General features: G+C 67.3%; 26 protein-coding genes and 2 tRNA genes. 14 read left to right on the top strand and 14 right to left on the bottom strand.

The annotated features are described in order from the left end of the window. Positions 1 to 86: 86 nt before the first annotated feature. The 5 genes from ampE to ROV95_RS20305 form a co-directional block, all read right to left on the bottom strand. Positions 87 to 974, bottom strand: a complete 888-nt coding sequence (gene ampE, locus ROV95_RS20325; protein WP_227845010.1) for a regulatory signaling modulator protein AmpE — start codon at positions 972 to 974, stop codon at positions 87 to 89. 146 nt (positions 975 to 1120) lie between these two features. Beyond that, positions 1121 to 2026: an NAD(+) diphosphatase gene (nudC, locus tag ROV95_RS20320; RefSeq protein ID WP_312546095.1), complete on the bottom strand. Its 906-nt coding sequence runs from the start codon at positions 2024 to 2026 to the stop codon at positions 1121 to 1123. 160 nt (positions 2027 to 2186) lie between these two features. Continuing rightward, positions 2187 to 2579 carry an iron-sulfur cluster insertion protein ErpA gene (gene erpA, locus ROV95_RS20315; protein WP_312546093.1) on the bottom strand — a complete coding sequence of 131 codons (393 nt, stop codon included), beginning with the start codon at positions 2577 to 2579 and terminating at the stop codon, positions 2187 to 2189. 31 nt (positions 2580 to 2610) lie between these two features. Beyond that, entirely contained in the window at positions 2611 to 3075 is a 465-nt protein-coding gene (locus ROV95_RS20310) for a polymer-forming cytoskeletal protein (RefSeq protein ID WP_312542416.1), read from the bottom strand. 4 nt (positions 3076 to 3079) lie between these two features. After that, positions 3080 to 3823 (bottom strand): DUF6776 family protein, encoded by a 744-nt coding sequence (locus ROV95_RS20305; RefSeq protein WP_019661496.1) that lies wholly within the window; start codon positions 3821 to 3823, stop codon positions 3080 to 3082. Between the two features lie 179 nt (positions 3824 to 4002). Here ROV95_RS20305 and ROV95_RS20300 point away from each other — a divergent pair, with 179 nt between their 5' ends. From ROV95_RS20300 to ROV95_RS20290, 3 genes are read left to right on the top strand one after another with little or no spacing between them, the layout of a single operon-like run. Beyond that, the gene (locus ROV95_RS20300; RefSeq protein ID WP_019661497.1) at positions 4003 to 4620 is read left to right on the top strand and encodes a DUF4126 domain-containing protein; all 618 of its coding nucleotides are present in this window, start codon (positions 4003 to 4005) and stop codon (positions 4618 to 4620) included. 44 nt (positions 4621 to 4664) lie between these two features. After that, positions 4665 to 6551, top strand: coding sequence for an EAL domain-containing protein (locus tag ROV95_RS20295; RefSeq protein WP_164144954.1), 1887 nt, complete (start codon positions 4665 to 4667; stop codon positions 6549 to 6551). 1 nt (position 6552) lies between these two features. Next, a complete protein-coding gene (locus ROV95_RS20290; RefSeq protein WP_312546091.1) occupies positions 6553 to 8784 on the top strand; it encodes an ATP-binding protein in 2232 nt (743 codons plus the stop codon). Position 8785: 1 nt separating this feature from the next. Here the strand turns inward: ROV95_RS20290 and bfr are convergent, their stop codons facing one another. The 3 genes from bfr to ROV95_RS20275 form a co-directional block, all read right to left on the bottom strand. Next, positions 8786 to 9256 (bottom strand): bacterioferritin, encoded by a 471-nt coding sequence (gene bfr / locus ROV95_RS20285; RefSeq protein WP_005414691.1) that lies wholly within the window; start codon positions 9254 to 9256, stop codon positions 8786 to 8788. Between the two features lie 141 nt (positions 9257 to 9397). Continuing rightward, positions 9398 to 9607 (bottom strand): bacterioferritin-associated ferredoxin, encoded by a 210-nt coding sequence (locus ROV95_RS20280; protein ID WP_019661500.1) that lies wholly within the window; start codon positions 9605 to 9607, stop codon positions 9398 to 9400. 108 nt (positions 9608 to 9715) lie between these two features. After that, complete coding sequence (locus ROV95_RS20275) at positions 9716 to 10336, bottom strand: RNA pyrophosphohydrolase (RefSeq protein WP_019661501.1); 621 nt, start codon at positions 10334 to 10336, stop codon at positions 9716 to 9718. A gap of 121 nt (positions 10337 to 10457) precedes the next feature. Between ROV95_RS20275 and ROV95_RS20270 the strand changes: the two genes are divergently transcribed. Together ROV95_RS20270 and ROV95_RS20265 are read left to right on the top strand one after the other, a co-directional pair. After that, positions 10458 to 10534, top strand: a tRNA-Met gene (locus ROV95_RS20270). A gap of 55 nt (positions 10535 to 10589) precedes the next feature. Beyond that, a tRNA-Gln gene (locus ROV95_RS20265) sits at positions 10590 to 10664 on the top strand. A gap of 282 nt (positions 10665 to 10946) precedes the next feature. Here the strand turns inward: ROV95_RS20265 and rpsI are convergent. Next, complete coding sequence (rpsI, locus tag ROV95_RS20260; RefSeq protein ID WP_019661502.1) at positions 10947 to 11339, bottom strand: 30S ribosomal protein S9; 393 nt, start codon at positions 11337 to 11339, stop codon at positions 10947 to 10949. A gap of 2 nt (positions 11340 to 11341) precedes the next feature. Continuing rightward, entirely contained in the window at positions 11342 to 11770 is a 429-nt protein-coding gene (gene rplM / locus ROV95_RS20255) for a 50S ribosomal protein L13 (protein WP_005414692.1), read from the bottom strand. Between the two features lie 197 nt (positions 11771 to 11967). Between rplM and coq7 the strand changes: the two genes are divergently transcribed. Then, positions 11968 to 12612, top strand: a complete 645-nt coding sequence (gene coq7 / locus ROV95_RS20250) for a 2-polyprenyl-3-methyl-6-methoxy-1,4-benzoquinone monooxygenase (RefSeq protein ID WP_019661503.1) — start codon at positions 11968 to 11970, stop codon at positions 12610 to 12612. A gap of 84 nt (positions 12613 to 12696) precedes the next feature. Here the strand turns inward: coq7 and sugE are convergent, their stop codons facing one another. Then, positions 12697 to 13017, bottom strand: coding sequence for a quaternary ammonium compound efflux SMR transporter SugE (gene sugE / locus ROV95_RS20245; RefSeq protein ID WP_005419816.1), 321 nt, complete (start codon positions 13015 to 13017; stop codon positions 12697 to 12699). A 168-nt stretch (positions 13018 to 13185) separates the two neighbouring features. Next, positions 13186 to 13980 carry an adenosylmethionine decarboxylase gene (gene speD, locus ROV95_RS20240; protein ID WP_019661504.1) on the bottom strand — a complete coding sequence of 265 codons (795 nt, stop codon included), beginning with the start codon at positions 13978 to 13980 and terminating at the stop codon, positions 13186 to 13188. Between the two features lie 149 nt (positions 13981 to 14129). On the opposite strand from speD, the gene crp reads away from it, so the two are divergent. Further along, positions 14130 to 14819 carry a cAMP-activated global transcriptional regulator CRP gene (gene crp / locus ROV95_RS20235; RefSeq protein ID WP_010482649.1) on the top strand — a complete coding sequence of 230 codons (690 nt, stop codon included), beginning with the start codon at positions 14130 to 14132 and terminating at the stop codon, positions 14817 to 14819. Between the two features lie 62 nt (positions 14820 to 14881). Further along, positions 14882 to 15643 carry a sulfite exporter TauE/SafE family protein gene (locus tag ROV95_RS20230; RefSeq protein ID WP_019661505.1) on the top strand — a complete coding sequence of 254 codons (762 nt, stop codon included), beginning with the start codon at positions 14882 to 14884 and terminating at the stop codon, positions 15641 to 15643. Positions 15644 to 15690: 47 nt separating this feature from the next. Here the strand turns inward: ROV95_RS20230 and ROV95_RS20225 are convergent, their stop codons facing one another. After that, a complete protein-coding gene (locus ROV95_RS20225; RefSeq protein WP_010482223.1) occupies positions 15691 to 16149 on the bottom strand; it encodes a hypothetical protein in 459 nt (152 codons plus the stop codon). 184 nt (positions 16150 to 16333) lie between these two features. On the opposite strand from ROV95_RS20225, the gene ROV95_RS20220 reads away from it, so the two are divergent. The 4 genes from ROV95_RS20220 (at position 16334) to ROV95_RS20205 (ending at position 18931) form a co-directional block, all read left to right on the top strand. After that, the gene (locus ROV95_RS20220; protein ID WP_006475755.1) at positions 16334 to 16582 is read left to right on the top strand and encodes a hypothetical protein; all 249 of its coding nucleotides are present in this window, start codon (positions 16334 to 16336) and stop codon (positions 16580 to 16582) included. 122 nt (positions 16583 to 16704) lie between these two features. Continuing rightward, complete coding sequence (locus tag ROV95_RS20215) at positions 16705 to 17622, top strand: bestrophin family ion channel (protein WP_019661664.1); 918 nt, start codon at positions 16705 to 16707, stop codon at positions 17620 to 17622. Between the two features lie 19 nt (positions 17623 to 17641). Further along, on the top strand, positions 17642 to 18631 hold the full coding sequence (gene hemB, locus ROV95_RS20210; protein WP_006400669.1) for a porphobilinogen synthase: 990 nt from the start codon (positions 17642 to 17644) through the stop codon (positions 18629 to 18631). 30 nt (positions 18632 to 18661) lie between these two features. Then, on the top strand, positions 18662 to 18931 hold the full coding sequence (locus ROV95_RS20205; RefSeq protein ID WP_019661663.1) for a hypothetical protein: 270 nt from the start codon (positions 18662 to 18664) through the stop codon (positions 18929 to 18931). 148 nt (positions 18932 to 19079) lie between these two features. Here the strand turns inward: ROV95_RS20205 and ROV95_RS20200 are convergent, their stop codons facing one another. Beyond that, positions 19080 to 19952: a hypothetical protein gene (locus ROV95_RS20200; RefSeq protein WP_312546112.1), complete on the bottom strand. Its 873-nt coding sequence runs from the start codon at positions 19950 to 19952 to the stop codon at positions 19080 to 19082. A 48-nt stretch (positions 19953 to 20000) separates the two neighbouring features. On the opposite strand from ROV95_RS20200, the gene aroE reads away from it, so the two are divergent. Together aroE and ROV95_RS20190 are read left to right on the top strand one after the other, a co-directional pair. After that, the gene (aroE, locus tag ROV95_RS20195) at positions 20001 to 20846 is read left to right on the top strand and encodes a shikimate dehydrogenase (protein ID WP_312546085.1); all 846 of its coding nucleotides are present in this window, start codon (positions 20001 to 20003) and stop codon (positions 20844 to 20846) included. A 3-nt stretch (positions 20847 to 20849) separates the two neighbouring features. Next, on the top strand, positions 20850 to 21203 hold the full coding sequence (locus ROV95_RS20190; RefSeq protein ID WP_134730918.1) for a hypothetical protein: 354 nt from the start codon (positions 20850 to 20852) through the stop codon (positions 21201 to 21203). The last annotated feature ends 180 nt before the right edge of the window (positions 21204 to 21383 follow it).

The raw sequence follows: 21383 nt of genomic DNA, 5'->3' as shown, positions 1-21383 counted from the left end.
CCCCGCCCAACCCTCAGCAACCCAGAGCCGCTTTGGCTTTGGCTTTGGCCTCTGCAGGTGCAGGGCTGCAAGCCCTGCCAGAACACCTACGTCACCCAGCCTGCAATCACCAGCAGGGCGAGGATCGCCAGCCACAGCAGCAGCATCCGCCACACCAGGCTCATCGCATCACGCAGGTCCGGCAGCCGCTGCCACACCGGCAACAGCCCGGCCTCGGTGTAATCGTGCGCATCTTCGCGCAGCTCGGCGTTGACGCTGGCCCGCGCCACCGCGCCCAGGAACCCGATGGTGCCGGCCAGCCGCTCGCCATGCGCCTGGCGCCACGCCTTCCACGCCGTATCGAAGTTGCCCACCAGCGCCATCGAAAACGCCATCAGCTGCGCCACCGGCCACTCGATCCAGCCCAGCAGGCGCTGCGCCAGCGCCAGCGGCTCCACCGGCACGCGGGCACGCATCGGGCTTTCCGCCATCAGCGCCAGCAGCCGGTACCCCAGCGCACCGGCCGGGCCCAGCAGCAGGAACCAGAACAGCACCGCGAACCAGCGCCGCAGCGCGTTGAGCACGGTGGCCTCGACCAGCGACGGCACGTCTTCGCGCAGGCTGCCACCGGCCGCCTGCAGGTTGCGCACGGCGGCCTGACGCGTTGCGGCGTCGTCCGCATCGATGATCGCTTCGATATCACGATCCAGATCACGCGGCCCCCAGCACCAGGCCAGCACCGCCACGCCCAGCATCAGCGACGGCAGCCCGAACAGCACCCCGCGCAGCAGCCATGCCAGCAGCGCCATCAGCAGCAGCGGCGGCAGCAGTGCCAATGCAACACCGGCCGGTGCCTGCCACGCCTTTCCGCCATGCGCGTCCAGCCAGCCCAGCCAGCGCCGGAAGCCGTCGAAACGGCGCAGCGAGGCGGCAGCGGCCGGGGCAACATGGCCCAGGGCCAGTGCCACCAGCACGGCGGCCAGAGTGGTGAACATGGCAGGTCTCCCTACGAAACGGAACGCTCGGCGCCGTTACCTTACCTGTCGCAGCGGCGCCCCTCAGCGGTGAACCGGACTGTAACCCGGGCCGTGTTCAGGTGGCGGCAATACAGCAGCCACAACCGGCCCGGCCGCAGCCCGGTTCAGCCCTGCTGCTCGCGGTACCAGTGTTCGATCAGGCCGCGCGAAATCGAGATCGGCGGCGACAGGCGGATGCCCTGGCCATCGTCGTCCAAATCGCGTGCCAATGCTGCGCCAACCTCATCGGCAGTGAACCAGCGCGCGTCTTCCAGTTCGCCATCCACAGTCGGCAGGTCATCCTGCGCCTGTGCACGGAAACCGATCATCAGCGCGCCGGGGAAAGGCCACGGCTGCGAACCGAGGTACTGGCAGGCGGTCACCCGCACCTTGCTCTCCTCGTGCACTTCACGCACCACGGTCTGCTCGAACGTCTCGCCGGGTTCGACGAAGCCAGCCAGCACCGAGTAACGACGCGGGGCCCAGTTCGACTGCCGGCCCAGCAGCAGCCGGCCCTGGTTCTCCACGGCGACGATCACGGCGGGATCGACACGCGGGTAGTGCTCGGTGGAACACTGCGCGCAACGGCCGACGAAGCCGCCGCGGGCAAACGCCACGGCGCCGCCGCACACACCGCAGAAGCGGGTGCGCGAGTGCCAGTAGGACATGCCGCGGGCATAGCTGAAGGCGGTCGCATCGGCCATCGACCACAGCAGAGCGGCCTGGCGCAGGTCGAGGCGACGTGGTGCGGTGACGGTGACGCTGGCGGCTTCAACCGAGAACCACGCTTGTTCCCCGCGCAGGCCGAGGAAGATCGCGGAGCCGGGACCACCCCCGACGTCGGCGCCGGTCAGCGCCAGCGGCTGGTCGTCATCGCCGGTGAAGGCGCTGCCGTCCTGATCGAGCACGAGAATGCGCGCGCCCGGCCACAGGCGCGCCAGTGCATCGGCATCGTCGCGCAGGGCATCGGCGCGCTCCAGCGGTTCGCCAACGAAGGCAAAACCGGAAAGCGGCGAAGAAGTATTGGGCATCCGGCAAGCGTGCCGCCAATCGATGCGGGTGGCAAGGTCGGCGCTGTGCGCAATCTGCTGTTGTGGGCTGGAGGGCACAGAGCATCCACGCATGGCGTGGATCTACGGATCCGCTCTGACAGGTGCCAACCTTGGTTGGCACATCCTGGCCACAGGGCTCTTACATGCTGAAGCTGCTGCCGCAGCCGCAGGTGGTCTTCGCGTTCGGGTTGCGGATCACGAACTGCGCACCGGTCAGGCTCTCGGTGTAATCCACCTCTGCGCCCATCAGGTACTGCAGGCTCATCGGATCGACCAGCAGGGTCACCCCGCTGGTCTGTACCGCCAGGTCATCCTCGGCACGGTTCTCGTCGAACTCGAACCCGTACTGGAAGCCCGAACAGCCGCCGCCCTCGATGTAAACACGCAGGGCCAGGTCGGGGTTGCCCTCTTCCTGGATCAGGGATTTGACCTTGGCGGCCGCCGACTCGGTGAAGTTCAGCGGGCGCTCCAGCGACTGGTAATCGGGCGCGGCAACCGGAGTGGCGCCGGGCAGGGAGACTAGCGTGCTCATGATGCCAGCATGGGGGTGCCGGGGATGGCTTTCAAGCCATCGCCTCGGCCAGCTTGCGGCGTGCAGCAGTGTCGCCCTTGCCGCCATTGGCCTCATCGCCTTCCGGCGCCGGCAGGGCCGCCACCGGGGCGCTGGCATGGATCAGGCGGCCGTTCAGCTGGGCGCCCGCATTCATCTCCACCACCTGGTAATGGACGTTGCCATTGACCCGTGCGCTCGGGGTCAACTCGACCTTCTCGGTGGCGTGTACATCGCCGTCCAGGCGACCGCTGATGACCACCACCTGGGCCCGGATTTCGCCCTCGATCACGCCGTGCTCGGCGACCGTCAGGGTCGCGCCACTGGCGCCTTCGGCGGCGATCACCTTGCCATGGATGCGGCCTTCCACGTACAGGCCACCACTGAATTCCACATCACCGCGGATCACCACCTGGTTGCCGATCAGGGCATCCACCACCAGCTGGCCTTCACGGTTGGATTTGCTGCTTCCGAACATCTGCCTACTCCCCTTTGGCGGCCGGCGCACCGGCCTGTTTCCAGTCGAATACCTGGGTGGTACCCCCCGTACCACTCCCCAATGTCACCCGCACGCGTTGCGGGGTGAAGTCAGCCGGCAGCATCACGCTGCCGGTGAGCTGCTGGAAGTACCGGAACGAGTAATCCTGTCCCGGTACCTTGCTGCGCTGGTGCAGATCATCCCAGCTGATCGTGGCCAGCTTGCCGTTCCTGACGCCTTCCACGGTGAAGCGCATCTGCCCCTGGCTGATGGCGCCGCGGTTGAGGTTCTGGGTCAGCACGGCGGTGTATTGCCACGTGCCGGCCGCTTCCGGGCTGAACTCGATCGAATGGGTGTTCAGGCCCTTGCGCTGGCTGGTCGAACCCACCAGGCGCTCATAGAAGGCAACGTCGGCACGCAGGCCGGCGATTTCCTCATCGCGCTCGGCCAGCGAGGACTGCACCTCGGTGTTGGCAGCGCGGCTGATGCGGTCGGAGGCTTCCAGCGTGGCCTGCTTCTGGCGCAGTTCGGTCAGCTGCGCCTGCAGCGTCTCGGCACGCTTCTCGGCGGCCTGCAGGCGCTGGCCCTGGGCATCGCGCGGGGTGGCCATCCAGCAGCCACCGAGCACGGCCAGCACCAGGCTGAGCAGCCAGATGCCGCCGATCACCAGCAGGCGGCGACGGTCGGCAGGCGGTTGCGGCGCGCCGGGCAGGCGGACCTGCACGCGCATGGGAGGACGGTTGGTCATGGGTGGTTTCCGGGGTATCGCAAGGGCGACACCGGTACGGCCCCTGTGGCAAACGACGGGCTAGTGTATGACAGGACGGGTGGGTTTCCTGCGCAGCAGCGAGCCACGGTCTGTGGCGTTCAGGCATGCCATCGTCGATAGTGTGGTTCCCTGCACAGTTCCGTCGCCGGAGCATCGCCATGACCGAAGCCCACCTGTTCGTGATCGGCATCCTGCTGGCCTGGCTGGCCGGCATCCGCGTCTACCTCACCGTGTTCGGTGTCGGCCTGGCCGGCCTGCTCGGCTGGGTCGACCTGCCACCGGCCCTGCAGGCTACTGAATCGTGGTGGGTGCTGGGCACTTCGGCGGCGCTGGCGGTGACCGAATTCTTCGCCGACAAGATTCCCGGCGTGGACTCGGCGTGGGACCTGGTGCAGACCCTGGCACGTGTACCCGCAGGTGCCTTCCTTGCCGCAGCCACGCTGTCGCCGGATGGGCAGCTGGGTACCGGCGCACTTGCTGCCGGTGCCGGTGTCGCGCTGGCCAGCCATGGACTGAAAGCCGGCACCCGTGCCCTGCTCAATACCTCGCCCGAGCCTGCCAGCAACTGGGTGGCCTCCGCCGCCGAGGACACCGTGGTGGTCGGGGGCCTGGCCCTGGCCCTGGCACACCCGTGGATCGCGCTGATCGTGGTGCTGGCCTGCAGCCTGGCGGGCGCGCTGCTGGTGTGGCTGGTCTGGCGCACCTTGTGGAAGGGCGTGCGCTGGCTGGCACGCAGTGCGTCGCCGGACGGTCCGCGCCAGCCGGGTACCGGTTGAACCTCGGGCTTGTCGCATAATGGACGCGAACACCAGGAGCACCGATGGCCGCAAACGAATCCCCCGCGGGCGCCCGCCCGGGACGCGCTGAATCCCCTCCGGCCGATCATTGGCAACGCTGGGCCGCGGAGCCGGCGAGCGCGGTCGCCGCAGTACCCGCAGTGGTTCCGCCGCTGGCCAGCTCCGACATGCCCGCATCGATCGGCAGCGCGCCACCGCCTCTGCCGGGCCCGGCCTTCCTGGCCGAGGCTGGCAACAACGACCAGGCGCCGTTGGCCTCCGATTCGCCCTACCGCGTTCTGATCGTCGAGGACGACCGCGCCCAGGCCCTGTTCGCGCAGAGCGTGCTGCACGGCGCCGGCATGCAGGCGATCGTGCACAGCGACGCCGATGGCGCGCTGCAGGCGATCAAGGAACACCGTCCCGACCTGATCCTGATGGATCTGCACCTGCCCGGACTGGATGGCATGCGGCTGACCGCACTGATTCGCCAGCAGCCCGGCCTGCAGCTGCTGCCGATCGTGTTCCTCAGCGGCGATCCGGATCCAGAGCGCCAGTTCGAAGTGCTCGACAGCGGCGCCGACGATTACCTGAGCAAGCCGATCCGCCCGCGCCACCTGATCGCCGCCGTGGCCAACCGCATCCGCCGCGCACGTGCGCAGGCCGCGACCCTGCCCGGTGCCAGCGGCGTACCGGCCACCAGCAATCCGGAAACCGGCCTGCCGACGCGCCATCACGTACTGCAGCAGCTCAACACCGCACTCGCCCACCGCGACCGGGGCGGTGTGTTCTTCATCGAAGTGGCCAGCGCGCTGGGGCTGCGCGAACGCTATGGTTATGCCGCCTTCGAGCGCCTGATGGTACAGGCCGGGCAGCGCCTGGCCGAGGCCGGCCATCCACACCTGCTGGCACGCCTGAACGACAACAGTTTCCTGCTGCTGGCCCGCAACGCCGACGAAGATGCCCTGGAAGGCATCGCCGCTTCCCTGCGCGAGCAGCTGTCGGCGCGTGCCTTCGTGATCCGCGACGACGAATCGGTGCACCTGCGCGGCGTGGTGGGTTATGCGCCGCTGTCGCCGGGCTTCGACGATGCCAACGCTGCACTGGAAGCGATCGAGCGCACCACCCTGCAGGCACGCCTGCTCAGCGCCGGTGTGGCGGGCCATGTGCACCGCCAGGCCGTCACCGAACAGGAGCACCTGGCACTGCTGGAAGGCCAGCTGGAGCTGGCCTATCAGCCGATCGTCGCCGTCGCCGGTGGCAACACCGCGCAGTACCAGCTGCTGCTGCGCCTGCGCCAGGCCGATGGCACGGTGCTGGCGGCCGGCCAGGTTATTCCGGCCGCCGAAGCGGCAGGCCGTATCGCCGACCTCGACCAGCAGGTGATGGACCACGCGCTGGGCCTGCTGGATCTCTACCGGCACGCCACGCCGCCGCTGAACCTGTTCGTCTCGCAGTCGCTGCGCACCCTGCAGCGCGACGCCTTCGCCGACTGGCTGCTGGAATCGCTGCAGCAGCGTGACCTGCCGGGCAGTGCGCTGGTGATCGACGTGCGCCTGCCCGACGCACTGATCCACACCGTGCCGCTGCAACAGTTCTGCCAGCGCATGGCCGGCCCCGGGGTGCGCTTCTGCCTGAGCCAGTTCGAGCCCAGCGGCGAAGCCGACGCCCTGCTGACCCAGCTGCCGCTGTCGTTCGTGCGCATGGCCGCGCGCTTCTCCAGCAGCCATGCCAACCCGGCCACGCGCGAGGAACTGCGCAAGGCGATCGAACAGGCACATGCGGCCGGGCTGCAGATCATCGGGCAGCAGATCGAGGACCCACAGGCCGCCGCGGCGATGTGGGTCGGCGGCGTCGACTACATCCAGGGCAACATGGTGCAGTCGGCCGGCAGCGACCTGAACTTCGACTTCCACAACGCGGTGCTCTGACGTGCCGCTGTGGGGCGTGCTGCTGGTTGCCCTTGCCGCGGCCGCCGTGGCGCTGCTGTTGGGCCTGCGCCTGCGCGCACGCAGCCGTGCACTGGCCCGGCTGCAACGCGCACACGATGCGCTCGCCGCCGAACGCGACCAGCTGCGCCGTACCACCGAACGCCAGGGCCAGCTGGAACAGCAGCTGCTGCAGGCCAAGCAGGCCGCCGAAGCAGCGGTGCTGGCCAAGGGCGAGTTCCTGGCCACCATGAGCCACGAGATCCGCACCCCGCTCAACGGCATCCTGCCGATGCTGGAGCTGATCGCGCACGGGCCGCTGGGCGAGGACCAGCGGCAGATGCTGGCCACCGCTTCGGCCAGTTCACAGCAGCTGCTGCGCATCGTCGATGACATCCTCGACTACTCACGGCTGGAAGCACAGGCGCTGGAACTGGAAATCACCAGCTTCAACCTGCGCGATCTGCTGGATGGCGTGGTGCAGCTGATGCAGCGCGCCGCCGACGCCAAGGGCCTGTCCCTGACCCTGCAGCTTGACCCGTCGGTGCGCCTGCCGGTGCGCGGCGACCCGGTACGCCTGCGCCAGGTGCTGAGCAATCTTCTGGCCAATGCCATCAAGTTCACCGCACGCGGCCAGGTACAGCTGCGCGTGCAGCGGCTGGGCGAAGGCGCGGCCCAGCACCAGCTGCGCTTCGAGATCATCGACACCGGCATCGGCATCGATGAGGCACTGCAGGCACGCCTGTTCCAGTCCTTCAGCCAGGCCGATGCCTCGACCACGCGCATCTACGGCGGCACCGGCCTGGGCCTGGCCATCTGCAGGCGCATCATCGACCTGATGCACGGGCAGATCGGCGTGCAGTCCACGCCCGGCCAGGGTGCTACGTTCTGGTTCGAGATTCCGCTGCTGAAGGTGCCCGGCGACCTGCCGGCGATGGCCCGCGCGCCGACAGCGCTGCTGCTGTTCAGTGCCGATGCAATGCTGCAGAAACGCATCGAGCGCATCGCCGCCCACCATGGGCTGCAGGTGCAGATGCTGAGCCAGCTGGACGCCGTGGTCGAACAGCTGCGCACCGCGCCGCAACCCGGGCAACCGGCACCGGCGTGGCTGCTGGTCGATGCACGCGCGCGGCGCAGCGGCGAGGCGATGCTGCAGCAGGCACTGGCCGAGCGCGGTGACGACGACGCACTGCAGGTGCTCTGGCTGCAGGATGACGCACCAGCGCAACGACCGCGCCAGCGCCAGCTGCCCACGCACTTCGACGATGCCGCACTGCATGCACTCCTGGCCGCACCTGTCACGCCTACCCGTCCTGCCGCCCTGCTTTCCAGTGCCGGAGATGGGGTACCCGCGCCGGTGCTGCCGCCACTGCACCTGCGCGTGCTGCTGGTGGAAGACAATACGGTCAACCGGATGGTGGCCGAGCAGCTGCTGCGCGTATTCCAGTGCGAGGTGCGCAACGCCGTCGATGGCGAGCAGGCATTGGCCGCTCTTCGCGAAGGCGGCGTGGACATCGTGCTGATGGATTGCCAGATGCCGGTGCTGGACGGCTACGCCGCCACGCGCCACTGGCGTGCGGAAGAAGCGGAAATCGGGCGAGCGCGCCTGCCGATCATCGCGATGACCGCCAATGCCATGGCCGGCGACCGCGAGCGCTGCCTGCAGGCTGGCATGGACGATTACCTGTCCAAGCCGATCGCCCGCGCCACGCTGCATGCGCTGTTGAAGCGCTGGGGTGGCGGTAAAGCCGCATCACCTGCACGGCCTTCTGCAGAGCCGAGCATGGCTCGGCTGACGGCCAACAGCAGCGGGGCTCCATCAGCCGAGCATGGCTCGGCTCTGCAGGACGATGACAGCCGAGTGGGCTCCAAGCCACAACCGGTACTCGACCGCGATGTGCTGGACGAACTGCACGCGGTGATCGGCGACGCCGCCATCCAGATCGTGTCGGTCTTTCTTGACGATGCGCCAGCGATGGTGCAGCAGCTGCAGCAGGCCGCGCAGAGCGGCGACGAGCCCCGCCTGCAGGCGGTCGCGCACAGCCTGAAATCGTCGAGTGCGAACGTGGGAGCCCTGTCGCTGTCGGCGGTCGCGCAGCGCATCGAACGCGAGGCCCGTGGTGGCAGCCTGCAGCGCCCCGCGGTGGCGGTCGCGCTGCTGGTTGCCGAATTCGCCCGGGCACGTGTGGCGCTGACGGGCTACCTGGCGCAGCATCGTGCCGGCCAGGACAGCTGACTCACTCTTCCAGCTTGCTCAGCAGGTACTTGGGCTCGCCGATGCGCTCGATCAGGTCGAGCTGGGTTTCCAGCCAGTCGATGTGTTCTTCTTCCGAATCGAGAATCTTCACGAACAGCTGGCGGCTGACATAGTCGCCGACCGAATCGGCATAGGCGACGGCCTCGCGCAGGGTGACCACGCCGTCGCGCTCCAGCGACAGGTCGCACTGCAGGATCTCGGTCGGGTTCTCGCCGATGCGCAGCTTGCCCAGCGCCTGGAAGTTCGGCAGGCCTTCGAGGAACAGGATGCGGTCGGCGAGCATGTCGGCATGCTTCATCTCGTCGATCGATTCCTTGTACTCGTGCTCGGCCAGTTCCTTGATGCCCCAGTTCTTCAGCATCTTGGCGTGCAGGAAGTACTGGTTGATCGCGGTCAACTCGTTGTAGAGGACCTTGTTGAGGAATTCGATGACCTTGGTGTCGCCCTTCATGGGATGCTCCTGCACGCTGAAAACGCAGGCACTTTAACGCCTTGCCTGCGGCCGTGAAGGAACGCGAATCGTGCGCATTGGCCTGTGCGGCCGCGCGTGAAGGATGCGAAAGCGCGGCGTCAATGCGCCGCGAAGAAACGATCAGGCAACCTGGGCCAGGCCCAATACCGGCAGCGGCAGATCGTGGGTCGCACGCGCCTTGGCCAAGAGGTCCGCGGCCATGTCCAGGCAGGAACCGCAGGTCGCACCACAGCCGGTCCGCATGGTCAGTTCGGCCACCGTGCTGACACCATGGCTGGCGGCTTCGCGGATCTGGTGGTCGGTGACTCCGTTGCAGATGCAGACGTACACAGGCGGGAACCGGGCTGACAGGCCAGGAGCGGCCTGATGGCTATTCCAATGGAAACGAGAATGGTTGTCAATCAGAGACCTGAACCATTCTCGATACCGTTCAGCCCGTCAGCTGGCTGGGCCATCACCCGTGGCCTTCTTCGGCCAGTAGCCGCGCGTCCGCGGGCGCTTGCGCGGGCGGTCGTGGCCGGCCGTGTGGCCGGGCATCCAAGCCTCGGCGGCGCTCTTGGGCATGGCGGTTACGCCCTGTCCGGCGACCCCGCGCGCCAAAGGCGCCAGATGACGCAGTGCGCGCGCATAGACGCCGCGCTTGAACACCACCACATGCTCCACCGGGTACCAGAAATCGACCCAGCGCCAATGATCGAACTCGGGCGAGTCAGTGTGGTCCAGCTTCACATGGGATTCGTCGCCGGTCAGGCGCAGCAGGAACCAGACCTGCTTCTGGCCGATGCAGACCTGCCGCTCGTTGCGGCGGATGGCCCGCGCCGGCAGCTTGTAGCGCAGCCAACCGGGCGTGGCCCCGAGCACTTCCACATGCTCAGGCAGCAGGCCGGTTTCTTCCTGCAGTTCACGATACATGGCCTCGACGGGCGTCTCATCGGTGTTCATGCCCCCTTGCGGGAACTGCCAACCATCCCGGCGCACGCGTCGTGCCCAGAACACCTGGCCGTCCTGCCGCATCAGCACAATGCCGACGTTCGGTCGATAGCCGTCCGGATCGATCACGATGCGGACTCCTAAGAAAATCTACTGCCCGGGACTATCCCACGCCCTCTGTCGGCCCACAAGCACGGCACAAAAGTGTTGACAGGGACGGTACACATCCGCAGAATAGCGGGCTCACCAAGGCTATGTAGCTCAGCCGGTTAGAGCACAGCACTCATAATGCTGGGGTCGGTGGTTCGAGTCCACCCATAGCCACCACACTGAAAATGAAGTTGTTTTTCAGCGTGATAAGTGAGAAAATCGTTGTACGTTTTGCCCCGTCGCCAAGCGGTAAGGCACCTGACTCTGACTCAGGCATTCGGTGGTTCGAATCCATCCGGGGCAGCCAAATTAAAAGCAAAAGGCCAGATCGAAAGATCTGGCCTTTTGCTTTTAATTTGGTCACGCATTCCACCTTATCCCCGCGCCTGTCGGCGCACCCCCTTGAACAACAAGGGGGCTCTTCTCCAGAGAGAGGCCCGGGGTCGGACATGCAAAAAGACGGGTAGTGCCGGCCGCTGGCCGGCAACCACGAAATGCCTGACTCCAAAACGACAAAAGCCCGGCCGAAGCCGGGCTTTTGCTTTTCCATCCAGCGGGCCCCCGAAGGAGCCCAACTAGGCGCAGCAGATCAGCGCTTGGAGAACTGGGTGGCGCGGCGGGCCTTGTGCAGACCGACCTTCTTACGCTCGACTTCGCGGGCGTCGCGGGTCATGAAGCCAGCCTTGCGCAGCTCGGACTTCAGGCTTTCGTCGTACTCGACCAGCGCACGGGCGATACCCAGACGGATCGCACCGGCCTGGCCGGTGGTGCCGCCGCCAGCGGCGGTGACCAGGATGTCGAAGCTTTCGGTGTTCTTGGTCAGCTCGAGCGGCTGGCGCACGATCATGCGCGCGGTCTCACGACCGAAGAACTCGTCCAGCGGACGACCATTGACGGTGATGTTGCCCGAACCCTTGCGCAGGAACACGCGAGCGGTGGAGGACTTGCGGCGGCCAGTGCCGTAGTTTTGAGTGATAGCCATGATTAGATATCCAGAACCTGCGGCTGCTGTGCGGCGTGCGGATGCTCAGTGCCGGCGTAGACCTTGAGCTTGCGGTACATCTGGCGACCCAGCGGGCCCTTCGGCAGCATGCCCTTGACGGCGATCTCGATCACGCGCTCCGGGTGGCGCTCCAGCGCCTGGGCCAGGGACTCGGTCTTCAGGTTGCCGATGTAACCGGTGAAACGGTGATACATCTTGTCCTGCAGCTTCTTGCCGGTGACGGCAATCTTTTCTGCATTGATGACGACCAGGTAGTCGCCGGTATCAACGTGCGGGGTGTAGACCGGCTTGTGCTTGCCACGCAGACGGCGGGCCAGCTCGGTGGCGAGACGGCCCAGGGTCTTGCCCTCGGCGTCGACGAGGTACCAGTCGCGCTGGACGGTCTCGTTCTTGGCAGTGAAAGTGCTCATGAAGAACTCTAGGTTAGGTCGGGCTCATTGCGGCGAAAGGCTCGCCGGAACTCTGCCACGCGTTGTGAAAAGGTGAAGCGCAAGAGGCGGGATTGTACTGGCCTTGCCAGCCACTTGCAAGTGGACCGTCAGGCCGGGTTGGCACGGACGCAGGGCCGGGCGAGAATCGGGGGACTTCCGCCCCACCGCGTACTGCCATGACCGTGCTCCGCCAGACCACCCCGCTGGACCACCTGCTGACCGAGGCGCAGCGCGCCCTGGATACGGTGTTCGGCAACCCACCGGCGGCCCGCCCCTACCCGGCTGCGGAGACCGACGAGCCCGGCATGGGCAGCGCCGAGCGCCGCCATGCCGCCGGCCTGATGCGGATCAACCACGTCGGCGAAGTCTGTGCGCAGGGCCTGTATTTCGGCCAGGCCGCCGTGGCCCGCGACCCGGCCACGCGTGAACACCTGCTGGAAGCGGCCCAGGAAGAGACCGACCATCTGGCCTGGTGTGCCACCCGGCTGGCCGAACTGGACAGCCGTCCCAGCCTGTTCAACCCGCTGTGGTACGCCGGCAGCTATACCATCGGTACGCTGGCCGGGCTGCGCGGTGACGGCTGGAACCTCGGCTTCGTGGTCGAGACCGAGCGCCAGGTGGAGGCCCACCTGGACGAGCATCTGGTCGACCTGCCGCCCGGCGACCTGCGCAGCCGCGCGGTCATCCAGGTGATGAAGGAGGACGAGGCCCGCCATGCCGAGCACGCCGAGCAGGCCGGCGCACGCCGTCTTCCGTTCCCGATTCCGGGCGCGATGGCACTGGCCTCCAGGGTGATGAAGACCATCGCCTACCGCATTTGAAGGGTCGCCCGCACCAACGGTGCGGGCCTACCAGGAGGTGCGGGGGGGCCGACGGTGGGGCCCGACCGTTGGTCGGGCCATCAATCAGTTGGGCGAGACCAGCTTCAGGCCGATCACGCCGGCTACGATCAGGCCCACGCAGGCCAGGCGGGCCGGCGACGCACTGTCGTTGAACAGATAGATGCCCAGCACCGCCACGCCCATGGCACCGATGCCGGTCCAGATCGCATAGGCCGTGCCGACCGGGATGCTCTTCATCGCCTGGCTCATCAGGTACAGGCTGATCAGGGCGGACACCACCGTGGCAACGGTGGGCAGGGGTTTGCTGAAGCCTTCGGAGTACTTCATTCCGAGGGCGAAACCGATCTCGAACAGGCCGGCCAGCAGCAGGTAGATCCAGGGCATGGGTGGGGGGCTCCTTACCTTTTGGGGAAAAAACGAAACGGCCCGGTGTTTTCACACCGGGCCGTGGGTCGGTACATCACCATGGAGCCAATCGCGCGTGCGACGCCAGTTCCACGGGGCGGGTCGTCCCGCCTGGGTGGCGATGCCTGCGGGCATCGCACATGGGGCTTACTCGGACAGGTTCCGGCCGTGGAACAACTCTTCGATCTCGCGCTTGAGCAGCGCCTCGATCTTCATGCGCTCCTTGAACGACAGGTTCCTGGCCTTTTCCTCGAACAGGTACTGGTCCAGGTCGAAGTCCTTCAGGTGCATCTTCGTGTGGAAGATGTTTTCCTGGTAGACGTTGACGTCGAACATCTCGTAACGCGACTTGATGTTCTTGGCCAGGAAGTTCTGGATCGAGTTGATCTTGTGGTCGATGAAGTGCTTCTTGCCCTTCACATCACGGGTGAAGCCACGGACGCGGTAGTCCATGATCACGATGTCCGATTCCAGGCTCTCGATCAGGTAGTTCAGGGCCTTCAGCGGGGAAATGACGCCACAGGTGGCCACGTCGATGTCCGCGCGGAACGTCGCGATACCTTCCTGCGGATGGGTCTCCGGGTAGGTATGGACCGTGATGTGGCTCTTGTCCATGTGCGCGACCACGGCGTCGGAGATCAGCTCCTTGCCGGCCAGCTTCTTGTCGATCACCGGTTCTTCGGAGATCAGGATGGTCACCGAGGCACCCTGCGGGTCGTAGTCCTGGCGGGCCACGTTCAGGATGTTGGCGCCGATGATCTCGGCGACATCGGTCAAGATCTGAGTCAGCCTGTCGGCGTTGTACTCTTCATCGATGTATTCAATGTAACGCTGACGCTCCTCTTCGGTGCGCGCGTAACACACGTCATAGATGTTGAAGCTCAGCGCCTTGGTGAGGTTGTTGAAACCCTGCAGCCTCAGGCGAGGCAACGGCTTGACCACGGCGGTCGATTCCTGTGTAAGAAGGGAAAGGGGGAATTATGGGGCAAACTGCCCCCGGGGGGAACGTGAAGAGCGCTCACATCTGGCACACTGTTTGCCCTTAACAATTGCGCTGGTTAAGCTCCGCTATCGACCCCGTGAATCCGTTCATGCGCAGAGGGAGCGCTCCTATCGTGTCAACCGTGCGCCTAGCTAGCAGTCCACTGGCCCTGGATATCGCCACAATCGATCGTTTCCTGGCGCACAGCCACAGGCGGCGATACCCCACCCGTACCGACGTCTTCCGGCCCGGGGACCCGGCGGGAACCCTGTATTACGTCATCAGCGGCTCGGTTTCGATCATGGCCGAGGAAGATGACGATCGCGAGCTGGTGCTGGGCTACTTTGGTGCCGGCGAATTCGTCGGCGAGATGGGCCTGTTCGTCGAATCGGACCGCCGCGAGGTGATCCTGCGGACCCGTACCGCCTGCGAGCTGGCCGAAATCAGCTACGAGCGCCTGCATCAGCTGTTCCTCGGCCCGCTGTCGGCCGATGCCCCGCGCCTGCTGTATGCTCTGGGCCAGCAGATTTCCAAGCGCCTGCTCGACACCAGCCGCAAGGCCAGCCGCCTGGCATTCCTGGACGTGACCGACCGGATCGTGCGCACCCTGCACGACCTGGCGCAGGAGCCGGAGGCGATGAGCCATCCGCAAGGCAGCCAGCTGCGTGTATCGCGCCAGGAGCTGGCGCGCCTGGTCGGCTGCTCGCGCGAGATGGCCGGCCGCGTGCTGAAGAAACTGCAGACCGACGGCCTGCTGCATGCCCGCGGCAAGACCGTGGTGCTGTACGGCACCCGTTGACCGTTGAGCACCCGGTGGGTGCGGACCTTGGTCCGCACTCCCTGGCGCGCTAGGCTCGGTGCATGGAGCTGAGCAGCGAATTCTGGTGGTTCATCCTCATCGGCCTGGGCGCACAGCTGGTCGACGGCGCGCTGGGCATGGCGTTCGGCCTGGTGTCCTCGTCGGTGATGCTGAGCATGGGCCTGCCGCCGGCGCAGGTCAGCGCCAGCATCCACACCGCTGAAGTGTTCACCACGGGCGCCTCGGGGGTGTCGCACCTCGCAGCCGGAAATGTCGATAAGCGCCTGTTCCTGCGCCTGGCCCTGCCCGGCGCAGTGGGCGGCGCCCTGGGCGCGTACGTGCTCACGCAGCTCCCGGGCGAGATCATCCGGCCACTGATCTACCTGTACCTGCTGGTGCTGGCGATCATCATCCTGGCCCGCGCCGCTGGGCGCTGGATGCCCAAGGGCGAGATCCGCCGGGTGCCGGTGCTGGGCTTCTTCGCCGGCCTGCTCGACGCCAGCGGCGGCGGTGGCTGGGGGCCCATCGCCACGTCCACTCTGCTCGCCCGCGGCGGCCAGGCGCGCACCACCATCGGAACAGTCAACGCAGCCGAGTTCGTGGTCACGTTGACGGTGTCAGCGACCTTCCTGTTGTCGATGGGCGTGCAGCACCTGCAGATCGTCGCCGGCCTGCTGATCGGCGGCATGATGGCCGCGCCGGTGGCGGCGATCCTGGTCAAGCGGGTGAAGGAGCGCTGGGTGCTGGTGGCCGTGGGCGTGCTGGTGCTGGGCATCAGCCTGTTCCAGATCGGCCACGCGGTGTACGGGCATCTGGGCCGCTGAGCGCTTGCCGGGCATGGCCCGGCGCTACCCGCGGTGACGCTGCCGCCTCACCGCTGCGGGGTAATCACCTGTGTCGGCAATCGCGCCGGCGGTGCCGGATTCGGCACCCAGATCGCGACGCCGGCGGCGCGCTTCTGCGTGGTCGGAATACCGATGCCGACGCCGCCACCGACGTGCGAGCCGAACGTGCCGGCGCCCACCGACATGCCCACCGGCGAGCCACTGCTGCCCACGCCCATCAGCACCACGCCATTGGCGCCGAGCGCGGCGGCCTCACGCTTCAGGCGTGCCACAGCTGCATCGGTCTGGCCCTGTGTGCCGAAGCCGACGGCGGACGCCGATTCCAGCTGGGCGATTTCCTGGGAACCGGCCGGAGGCGTCGAATAGATCTGCACCAGTGCCGGATCGATGGGTGCGCGGGCGCGGCCCAGCATCACCTTGGAGGTGCTGGCACAGCCGGCGGCGACCAGCAGGATGGCCGCCAACGCGGCCCAACGGATGTTCATGGCACGACCCCTGTAGGACTGGTTGCGATCATCGGCGGGCCACTCTGAATCGGCGCCAACACCCGGGCCAGGGCACGCACGGCAGCACGCTAGCACGCCGGGGGTGACAGCCCCGCCAACGGCAGTAGGCGACGGCAGCGGGAACGTCTATGGTTGGGGCAGGAACCAACTGCGGGAGAGTGGCATGGGCGTGATCAGTCTGTTGTGGGGCGTACTGGCGCTGTTGTGGATGATCCTGGCGCTGATTCCACTGCTCGGCTGGGGCAACTGGTTCCTTATCCCGTTCGCTGCGGTGGGCGCGGTCATCGCCGCGCTGGGCATCCTGTTCACCCACCCGAGCAAGCGTGGCCGGGCCTGGGCCGGCCTGGTCCTGAACGGCATCGTGGTGGTGGTGGGCATCCTCCGCCTCGGCCTGGGTGGTGGCGTCATCTGAGCCCGCGCCCGGGTGCGACAGGGCGTCGCAGGCGCACGGCCGATGGCCGGGCGGGGGCGTACAATGAATGGCTGCGCGAGCCCCCCGCGTGCCTGTGAATCCGCGCCCGGCGCGGCTGCCCCATGATCATCCGACCCCGTCCCCACGGCTGGCAACTGCTGTACATCCTGCGCGGTTCGATCGTCAAAGCGATCGCGCCCAAGGTGCTGGCCATCCTGATCCTGTCCATCGCCGTGGCTGCGGTGGTGGAACTGGCGCCGCCGACCGGCATCGAACGCGTGTCGGTCACGCCGTTCACGCTGCTCGGCTTGGTGCTGTCGATCTTCCTCAGCTTCCGCAACAGCGCCTGCTACGAGCGCTGGTGGGAAGGCCGCAAGCTGTGGGGCCAGCTGGTCTACGAATCGCGTTCGCTGGCCCGCCAGGTGAACCTGCTGCTGGCCGATGACACCGGCCGCCGTCGCCGCATCGCCTACGTCACCACCGCGTTCGCCCACGCCCTGGCCGGGCGCCTGCGTGGGCGCATCGTGGCGCTGATGGCCCTGCCGTGGCTGGACAAGCGCCAGCGCGAACAGCTGGGCCAGCGCGAGAACGTGCCCGACGCGCTGCTGGCGATGATCGCCGCCGAACTGGCCCAGGCGCTGCGCAGCGGTGAGCTCGATCCGATCCTCTACACCCAGCTGGAAGAGCGCCTGCACGCGATGTCGTCGATCCAGGCCGGCTGCGAGCGCATCCTCACCACGCCGCTGCCGTTCGCCTACACCCTGCTGCTGCACCGCTGCGCGTGGATGTTCTGCGTGCTGCTGCCGTTCGGCCTGGCTAGTTCGCTGGGCTGGGGCACGCCGGTGCTGTCGGCGGTGCTGGCTTATGCCTTCTTCGGCCTGGACCAGCTGGGCGAAGAAATGGAAGACCCCTTCGGCCTTGAGCCGAACGATCTGCCGCTGGACGCGCTGGTGCGCACGATCGAGATCGACCAGCTCGATGCGCTCGGCGAACGCCCGTTGCCCGAACCCCTGCTGCCGCAGGGCTACCTGTTGCAATAGCCACTCCTCGGAGCCTGCCATGTCCCACCCGCTGTACCGCCCGCGCCGCATGCGCCACGACGAGTTCTCGCGCCGCCTGATGCGCGAGAACACGCTGACCACCGACGACCTGATCTACCCGGTGTTCGTGCACGAACTGGCCGGCCGCACCGCAGTGCCGTCGATGCCGGGCGTGGAGCGGCTGTCGATCGAAGAACTGCTGAAGGTTGCCGAAGAGGCGCTGGAGCTGGGCATTCCGGTGATCGACCTGTTCCCGGTGATCGACCCGTCGCTGAAGTCGCTGGATGCATCGGCCGCCTGGGCCGAGGACGGCCTGGCGCAGCGTGCGATCCGCGCGCTGAAGTCGCGCTTCCCGGAGCTGGGCGTGATGACCGACGTGGCGCTGGACCCGTACACCACCCACGGCCAGGACGGCATCATCGATGACAAGGGCTACGTGCTGAACGACATCACCGTGGAAGCGCTGGTCAAGCAGTCGGTGTCGCACGCCGAAGCCGGGGTCGACATCGTCTCGCCGTCGGACATGATGGACGGCCGCATCGGCGCGATCCGCCGTGCGCTGGATGCCGACAACCACATCAACGTGCGCATCATGGCCTACTCGGCCAAGTACGCCTCGGCGTTCTACGGCCCGTTCCGTGATGCGGTGGGTAGCGCGGCCAGCCTCGGCAAGGCCGACAAGAAGACCTACCAGATGGACCCGGCCAACGGCGACGAGGCCCTGCGCGAGATCGCGCTGGACCTGGAAGAGGGCGCCGACATGGTGATGGTCAAGCCGGGCATGCCGTACCTGGACCTGGTGCGCCGGGTGAAGGAGACATTCGGTGTGCCGACCTTCGCCTATCAGGTGAGTGGCGAGTACGCGATGATGAAGGCCGCCTTCGCCAACGGCTGGCTGGACGAACGCGCCTGCGTGCTGGAGTCGCTGCTGGGCTTCAAGCGGGCCGGCGCCGACGGCGTACTGACCTATTTCGCGCCGCAGGTGGCGCGATGGCTGCGCGAGCGCTGACAATAGCGACACGATAGACGGAGGACTGCGATGGCACCCGAACTGGGATGGATGCAATGGCTGATCTGGGGCACCGGAACACTGGTGTTCGGCGCCATCATCGTCGGTGTCTTCATCGCCGCCTGGCGGGCCGGCAAGCGCCCGCCGGAACAGCTCTCCGCTGCCCGCCACGTGGCCCGTGAGCAGGCGCTGCCGGACAGCGTGCAGGCCGAGCTGGCCGCGTTGAACCAGCGCAAGGACAACGGCCAGCTGAGTGAGCTGGAGTACGAGCAGCAGCGCGCCAAGGTGTTGTCTCGCTGACGGGTGGGTGCCAACCTTGGTTGGCACCTTGGCGTGCCGACCAAGGTCGGCACCTACCCCGCGATCATCTACGCATCGCGTGGATCTATCGCACGCACCTGGCACCTCCATCGCCCTGGTAGTCGCCAACCTTGGTTGGCGTCTGCCGTTACCGCGCGCCTGGCACGCACCCGGCCACCGCCGCCACCTTCGGCACCGCCAAGCGGTACACGTCCACGCCACCGGCGCGCGGCGCCTTCGCCGCGCTGCTGGCCACCAGCATCTCGCCCGGCTTGGCGTTGTCGATCACCGGCGCGCCGGTCCAGCCGCCGGTCTGGTTGAACGACAGTCCCAACGGCTGCAGGGCCGCGCCACTCCACGCGCAGCCGCTGCTCCACACCTGTGCGGTCGTGCCGCTGCCGCGGCTGAACACCACCGCGCCGTCGTTGCCCAGCCAGTCGCCGTCGGTCTCGTCGTCGCCGCTGTTCAAGGCGGTCAGTGCGGTTGCCGGGCCACGCACGCCCTGCGCGTCCAGCGTCGCCACGAGCAGGTCCCAGCCGGCACCACGCCCCTGCTGGCGGGCGAACAACAGCCGCTTGCCATCCACGCTCAGGGCTGGTCCGCGCTCTTCGCGGCGGTCACCGTCGCCCGCCAAAGGCTGCGCCTTGCCCAGCTGGCCATCGGCGGAGAGTGCGGCGCGGTACAGCGCCAGCCTGCCCTCGCGGCCGGCCGCGAACAGCAGCCAGTGGCCGTCACGGCTGAAGTAGGGATCACGGACCTCACCGGCCACGCCTACCGGCAGGGCCTGCGCCTGCTGCCAGCGGCCGTCGACCACGCGCGCCTCCCACAGGCCCCAGCCAGCCTCACCGCGGCGGGCAAAGACGATGCGCTGACCATCGGGACTGATCGTGGCGCGGCCCTCGTCGGCACGGGTGGAGACCACGCCCATGCCTTCGATGCCGTACTCGTTCAACGCCATCGCCACGGGGGCAGAGAGTAGACTGGCGGCAAGCACCAGCAGGGGCGGGGTGATGCGCATCATCCGGGTCCATGCACGAAAGAGCATCAGTCTAGCCAGCTTGAGGATTCCATGACCGACCGTTACGCCGTCTTCGGACACCCCGTTGCCCACTCGAAGTCGCCGAAGATCCACGCGACGTTCGGTCGCCAGGAAGGCATCAGCATCGACTACCGTGCAATCGACCTGGCCCCTGATGCGTTCCTGGCCGGCCTGGAAGCCTTCGCCGCCGAAGGCGGTGTCGGTGCCAACGTCACCTCGCCGCACAAGGAAGCCGCGTTCTCGGTGTGCACCACCCTGACCGCGCGCGCGCGCCGCGCCGGCTCGGTCAACACGCTGCTGCGCAAGGGCGACCGCTGGCACGGCGATACCACCGATGGCATCGGCCTGGTGCGTGACCTGACCGACCGCCATGGCCTGGACCTGCGTGGCCGCCGCGTGCTGCTGATCGGCGCCGGCGGTTCCGCGCGCAGCGTCGCGCCGGCGCTGCTCGATGCCGGCATCACCGAGCTGGTGGTGGTCAACCGCACACCGGAACGCGCCGATGAACTGATCGACGCGATGGGCGAACCGGGCCGCGCGATCAGCCGCTACTGGGAAGACCTGCGTGACCTGGGTGACTTCGAGCTGATCGTCAATGCCACCTCGGCCGGCCGCGACCGCGACGTCGAGTTCAAGCTGCCGCTGTCGCTGGTCAACTCGATGACCACCGCCGTCGACCTCAACTACGGCGAGGCTGCCATCGCCTTCCTGGCCTGGGCACGCGCGTCGAACTGCCGCAATACCGTGGATGGGCTGGGCATGCTGGTCGAACAGGCCGCCGAGAGCTTCCTGCAGTGGCATGGCGTGCGCCCGCAGACCGATGAGGTCTACCAGTCGCTGCGCCAGGGCTCGGCCGTGCTGGCCGGCGAGGACTGATCGATGGACGGCACAACCCTGCTGGTGACCGTGCTGAGCATGGTGGGCGTGCGCCTGCCGGTGCTGATCGCGCTGTGCATCGGCCTGGTCTGGGTGGTCGGCGCGCCGCGCGATGCCACCCGCACCGGTGCCCTGGCCGGCCTGCTGCTGTTGCTGCTGTCCAGTCTCGGCGGCCTGGCAGCGGGCATCCTGCCGATGTGGCTGGTCAGCAGCGGCAACTTCGGCGCCGTGTCGGGCATCGGCACCATCCTCGGCGTGCTGCACTTCGCGCTGGCAATGGTTGAGGCCATCGGCGTGGTGCTGCTGGTGTGGGCGCTGGTGCGCCTGCTGCGGCTGCGTGGCAACGTGGTGCAGTGACCTCCCGGTGACGGCCCTGGTCTGTCCCCAGCAGCGTCCGGCGTGTTCATCCGGCCGCCGGGTGTCGTCGCTGGCTTGTTCAGGCAGGCAGCGGCGGCGGTCGTGGCCGGCCATGCGACAATGACCGGCCTGATCCAGCTACGGTAGTTCCCGGCGTGACCGAAACCGTCGCCGCTCCGC

Source organism: Stenotrophomonas maltophilia group sp. msm1, assembly GCF_032025805.1.
Taxonomy (GTDB): Bacteria; Pseudomonadota; Gammaproteobacteria; order Xanthomonadales; family Xanthomonadaceae; genus Stenotrophomonas; species Stenotrophomonas hibiscicola.
The sequence above is the reverse complement of the archived record's forward strand: the minus strand, read 5'-3'. Positions and strand labels throughout refer to the sequence as shown.

Excerpts from the sequence above, each read along its gene's own strand:
- ampE (WP_227845010.1), bottom strand. The coding sequence starts at position 974 with ATGTTCACCACTCTGGCCGCCGTGCTGGTGGCACTGGCCCTGGGCCAT.
- ROV95_RS20300 (WP_019661497.1), top strand. The coding sequence starts at position 4,003 with ATGACCGAAGCCCACCTGTTCGTGATCGGCATCCTGCTGGCCTGGCTG.
- coq7 (WP_019661503.1), top strand. The coding sequence starts at position 11,968 with ATGACCGTGCTCCGCCAGACCACCCCGCTGGACCACCTGCTGACCGAG.
- rpsI (WP_019661502.1), bottom strand. The coding sequence starts at position 11,339 with ATGGCTATCACTCAAAACTACGGCACTGGCCGCCGCAAGTCCTCCACC.
- ROV95_RS20220 (WP_006475755.1), top strand. The coding sequence starts at position 16,334 with ATGGGCGTGATCAGTCTGTTGTGGGGCGTACTGGCGCTGTTGTGGATG.
- crp (WP_010482649.1), top strand. The coding sequence starts at position 14,130 with ATGCGCAGAGGGAGCGCTCCTATCGTGTCAACCGTGCGCCTAGCTAGC.
- ROV95_RS20295 (WP_164144954.1), top strand. The coding sequence starts at position 4,665 with ATGGCCGCAAACGAATCCCCCGCGGGCGCCCGCCCGGGACGCGCTGAA.
- ROV95_RS20305 (WP_019661496.1), bottom strand. The coding sequence starts at position 3,823 with ATGACCAACCGTCCTCCCATGCGCGTGCAGGTCCGCCTGCCCGGCGCG.
- ROV95_RS20205 (WP_019661663.1), top strand. The coding sequence starts at position 18,662 with ATGGCACCCGAACTGGGATGGATGCAATGGCTGATCTGGGGCACCGGA.
- ROV95_RS20230 (WP_019661505.1), top strand. The coding sequence starts at position 14,882 with ATGGAGCTGAGCAGCGAATTCTGGTGGTTCATCCTCATCGGCCTGGGC.
- ROV95_RS20225 (WP_010482223.1), bottom strand. The coding sequence starts at position 16,149 with ATGAACATCCGTTGGGCCGCGTTGGCGGCCATCCTGCTGGTCGCCGCC.
- ROV95_RS20215 (WP_019661664.1), top strand. The coding sequence starts at position 16,705 with ATGATCATCCGACCCCGTCCCCACGGCTGGCAACTGCTGTACATCCTG.
- aroE (WP_312546085.1), top strand. The coding sequence starts at position 20,001 with ATGACCGACCGTTACGCCGTCTTCGGACACCCCGTTGCCCACTCGAAG.
- ROV95_RS20190 (WP_134730918.1), top strand. The coding sequence starts at position 20,850 with ATGGACGGCACAACCCTGCTGGTGACCGTGCTGAGCATGGTGGGCGTG.
- rplM (WP_005414692.1), bottom strand. The coding sequence starts at position 11,770 with ATGAGCACTTTCACTGCCAAGAACGAGACCGTCCAGCGCGACTGGTAC.
- erpA (WP_312546093.1), bottom strand. The coding sequence starts at position 2,579 with ATGAGCACGCTAGTCTCCCTGCCCGGCGCCACTCCGGTTGCCGCGCCC.
- bfr (WP_005414691.1), bottom strand. The coding sequence starts at position 9,256 with ATGAAGGGCGACACCAAGGTCATCGAATTCCTCAACAAGGTCCTCTAC.
- ROV95_RS20200 (WP_312546112.1), bottom strand. The coding sequence starts at position 19,952 with ATGATGCGCATCACCCCGCCCCTGCTGGTGCTTGCCGCCAGTCTACTC.
- hemB (WP_006400669.1), top strand. The coding sequence starts at position 17,642 with ATGTCCCACCCGCTGTACCGCCCGCGCCGCATGCGCCACGACGAGTTC.
- nudC (WP_312546095.1), bottom strand. The coding sequence starts at position 2,026 with ATGCCCAATACTTCTTCGCCGCTTTCCGGTTTTGCCTTCGTTGGCGAA.
- ROV95_RS20310 (WP_312542416.1), bottom strand. The coding sequence starts at position 3,075 with ATGTTCGGAAGCAGCAAATCCAACCGTGAAGGCCAGCTGGTGGTGGAT.
- sugE (WP_005419816.1), bottom strand. The coding sequence starts at position 13,017 with ATGCCCTGGATCTACCTGCTGCTGGCCGGCCTGTTCGAGATCGGTTTC.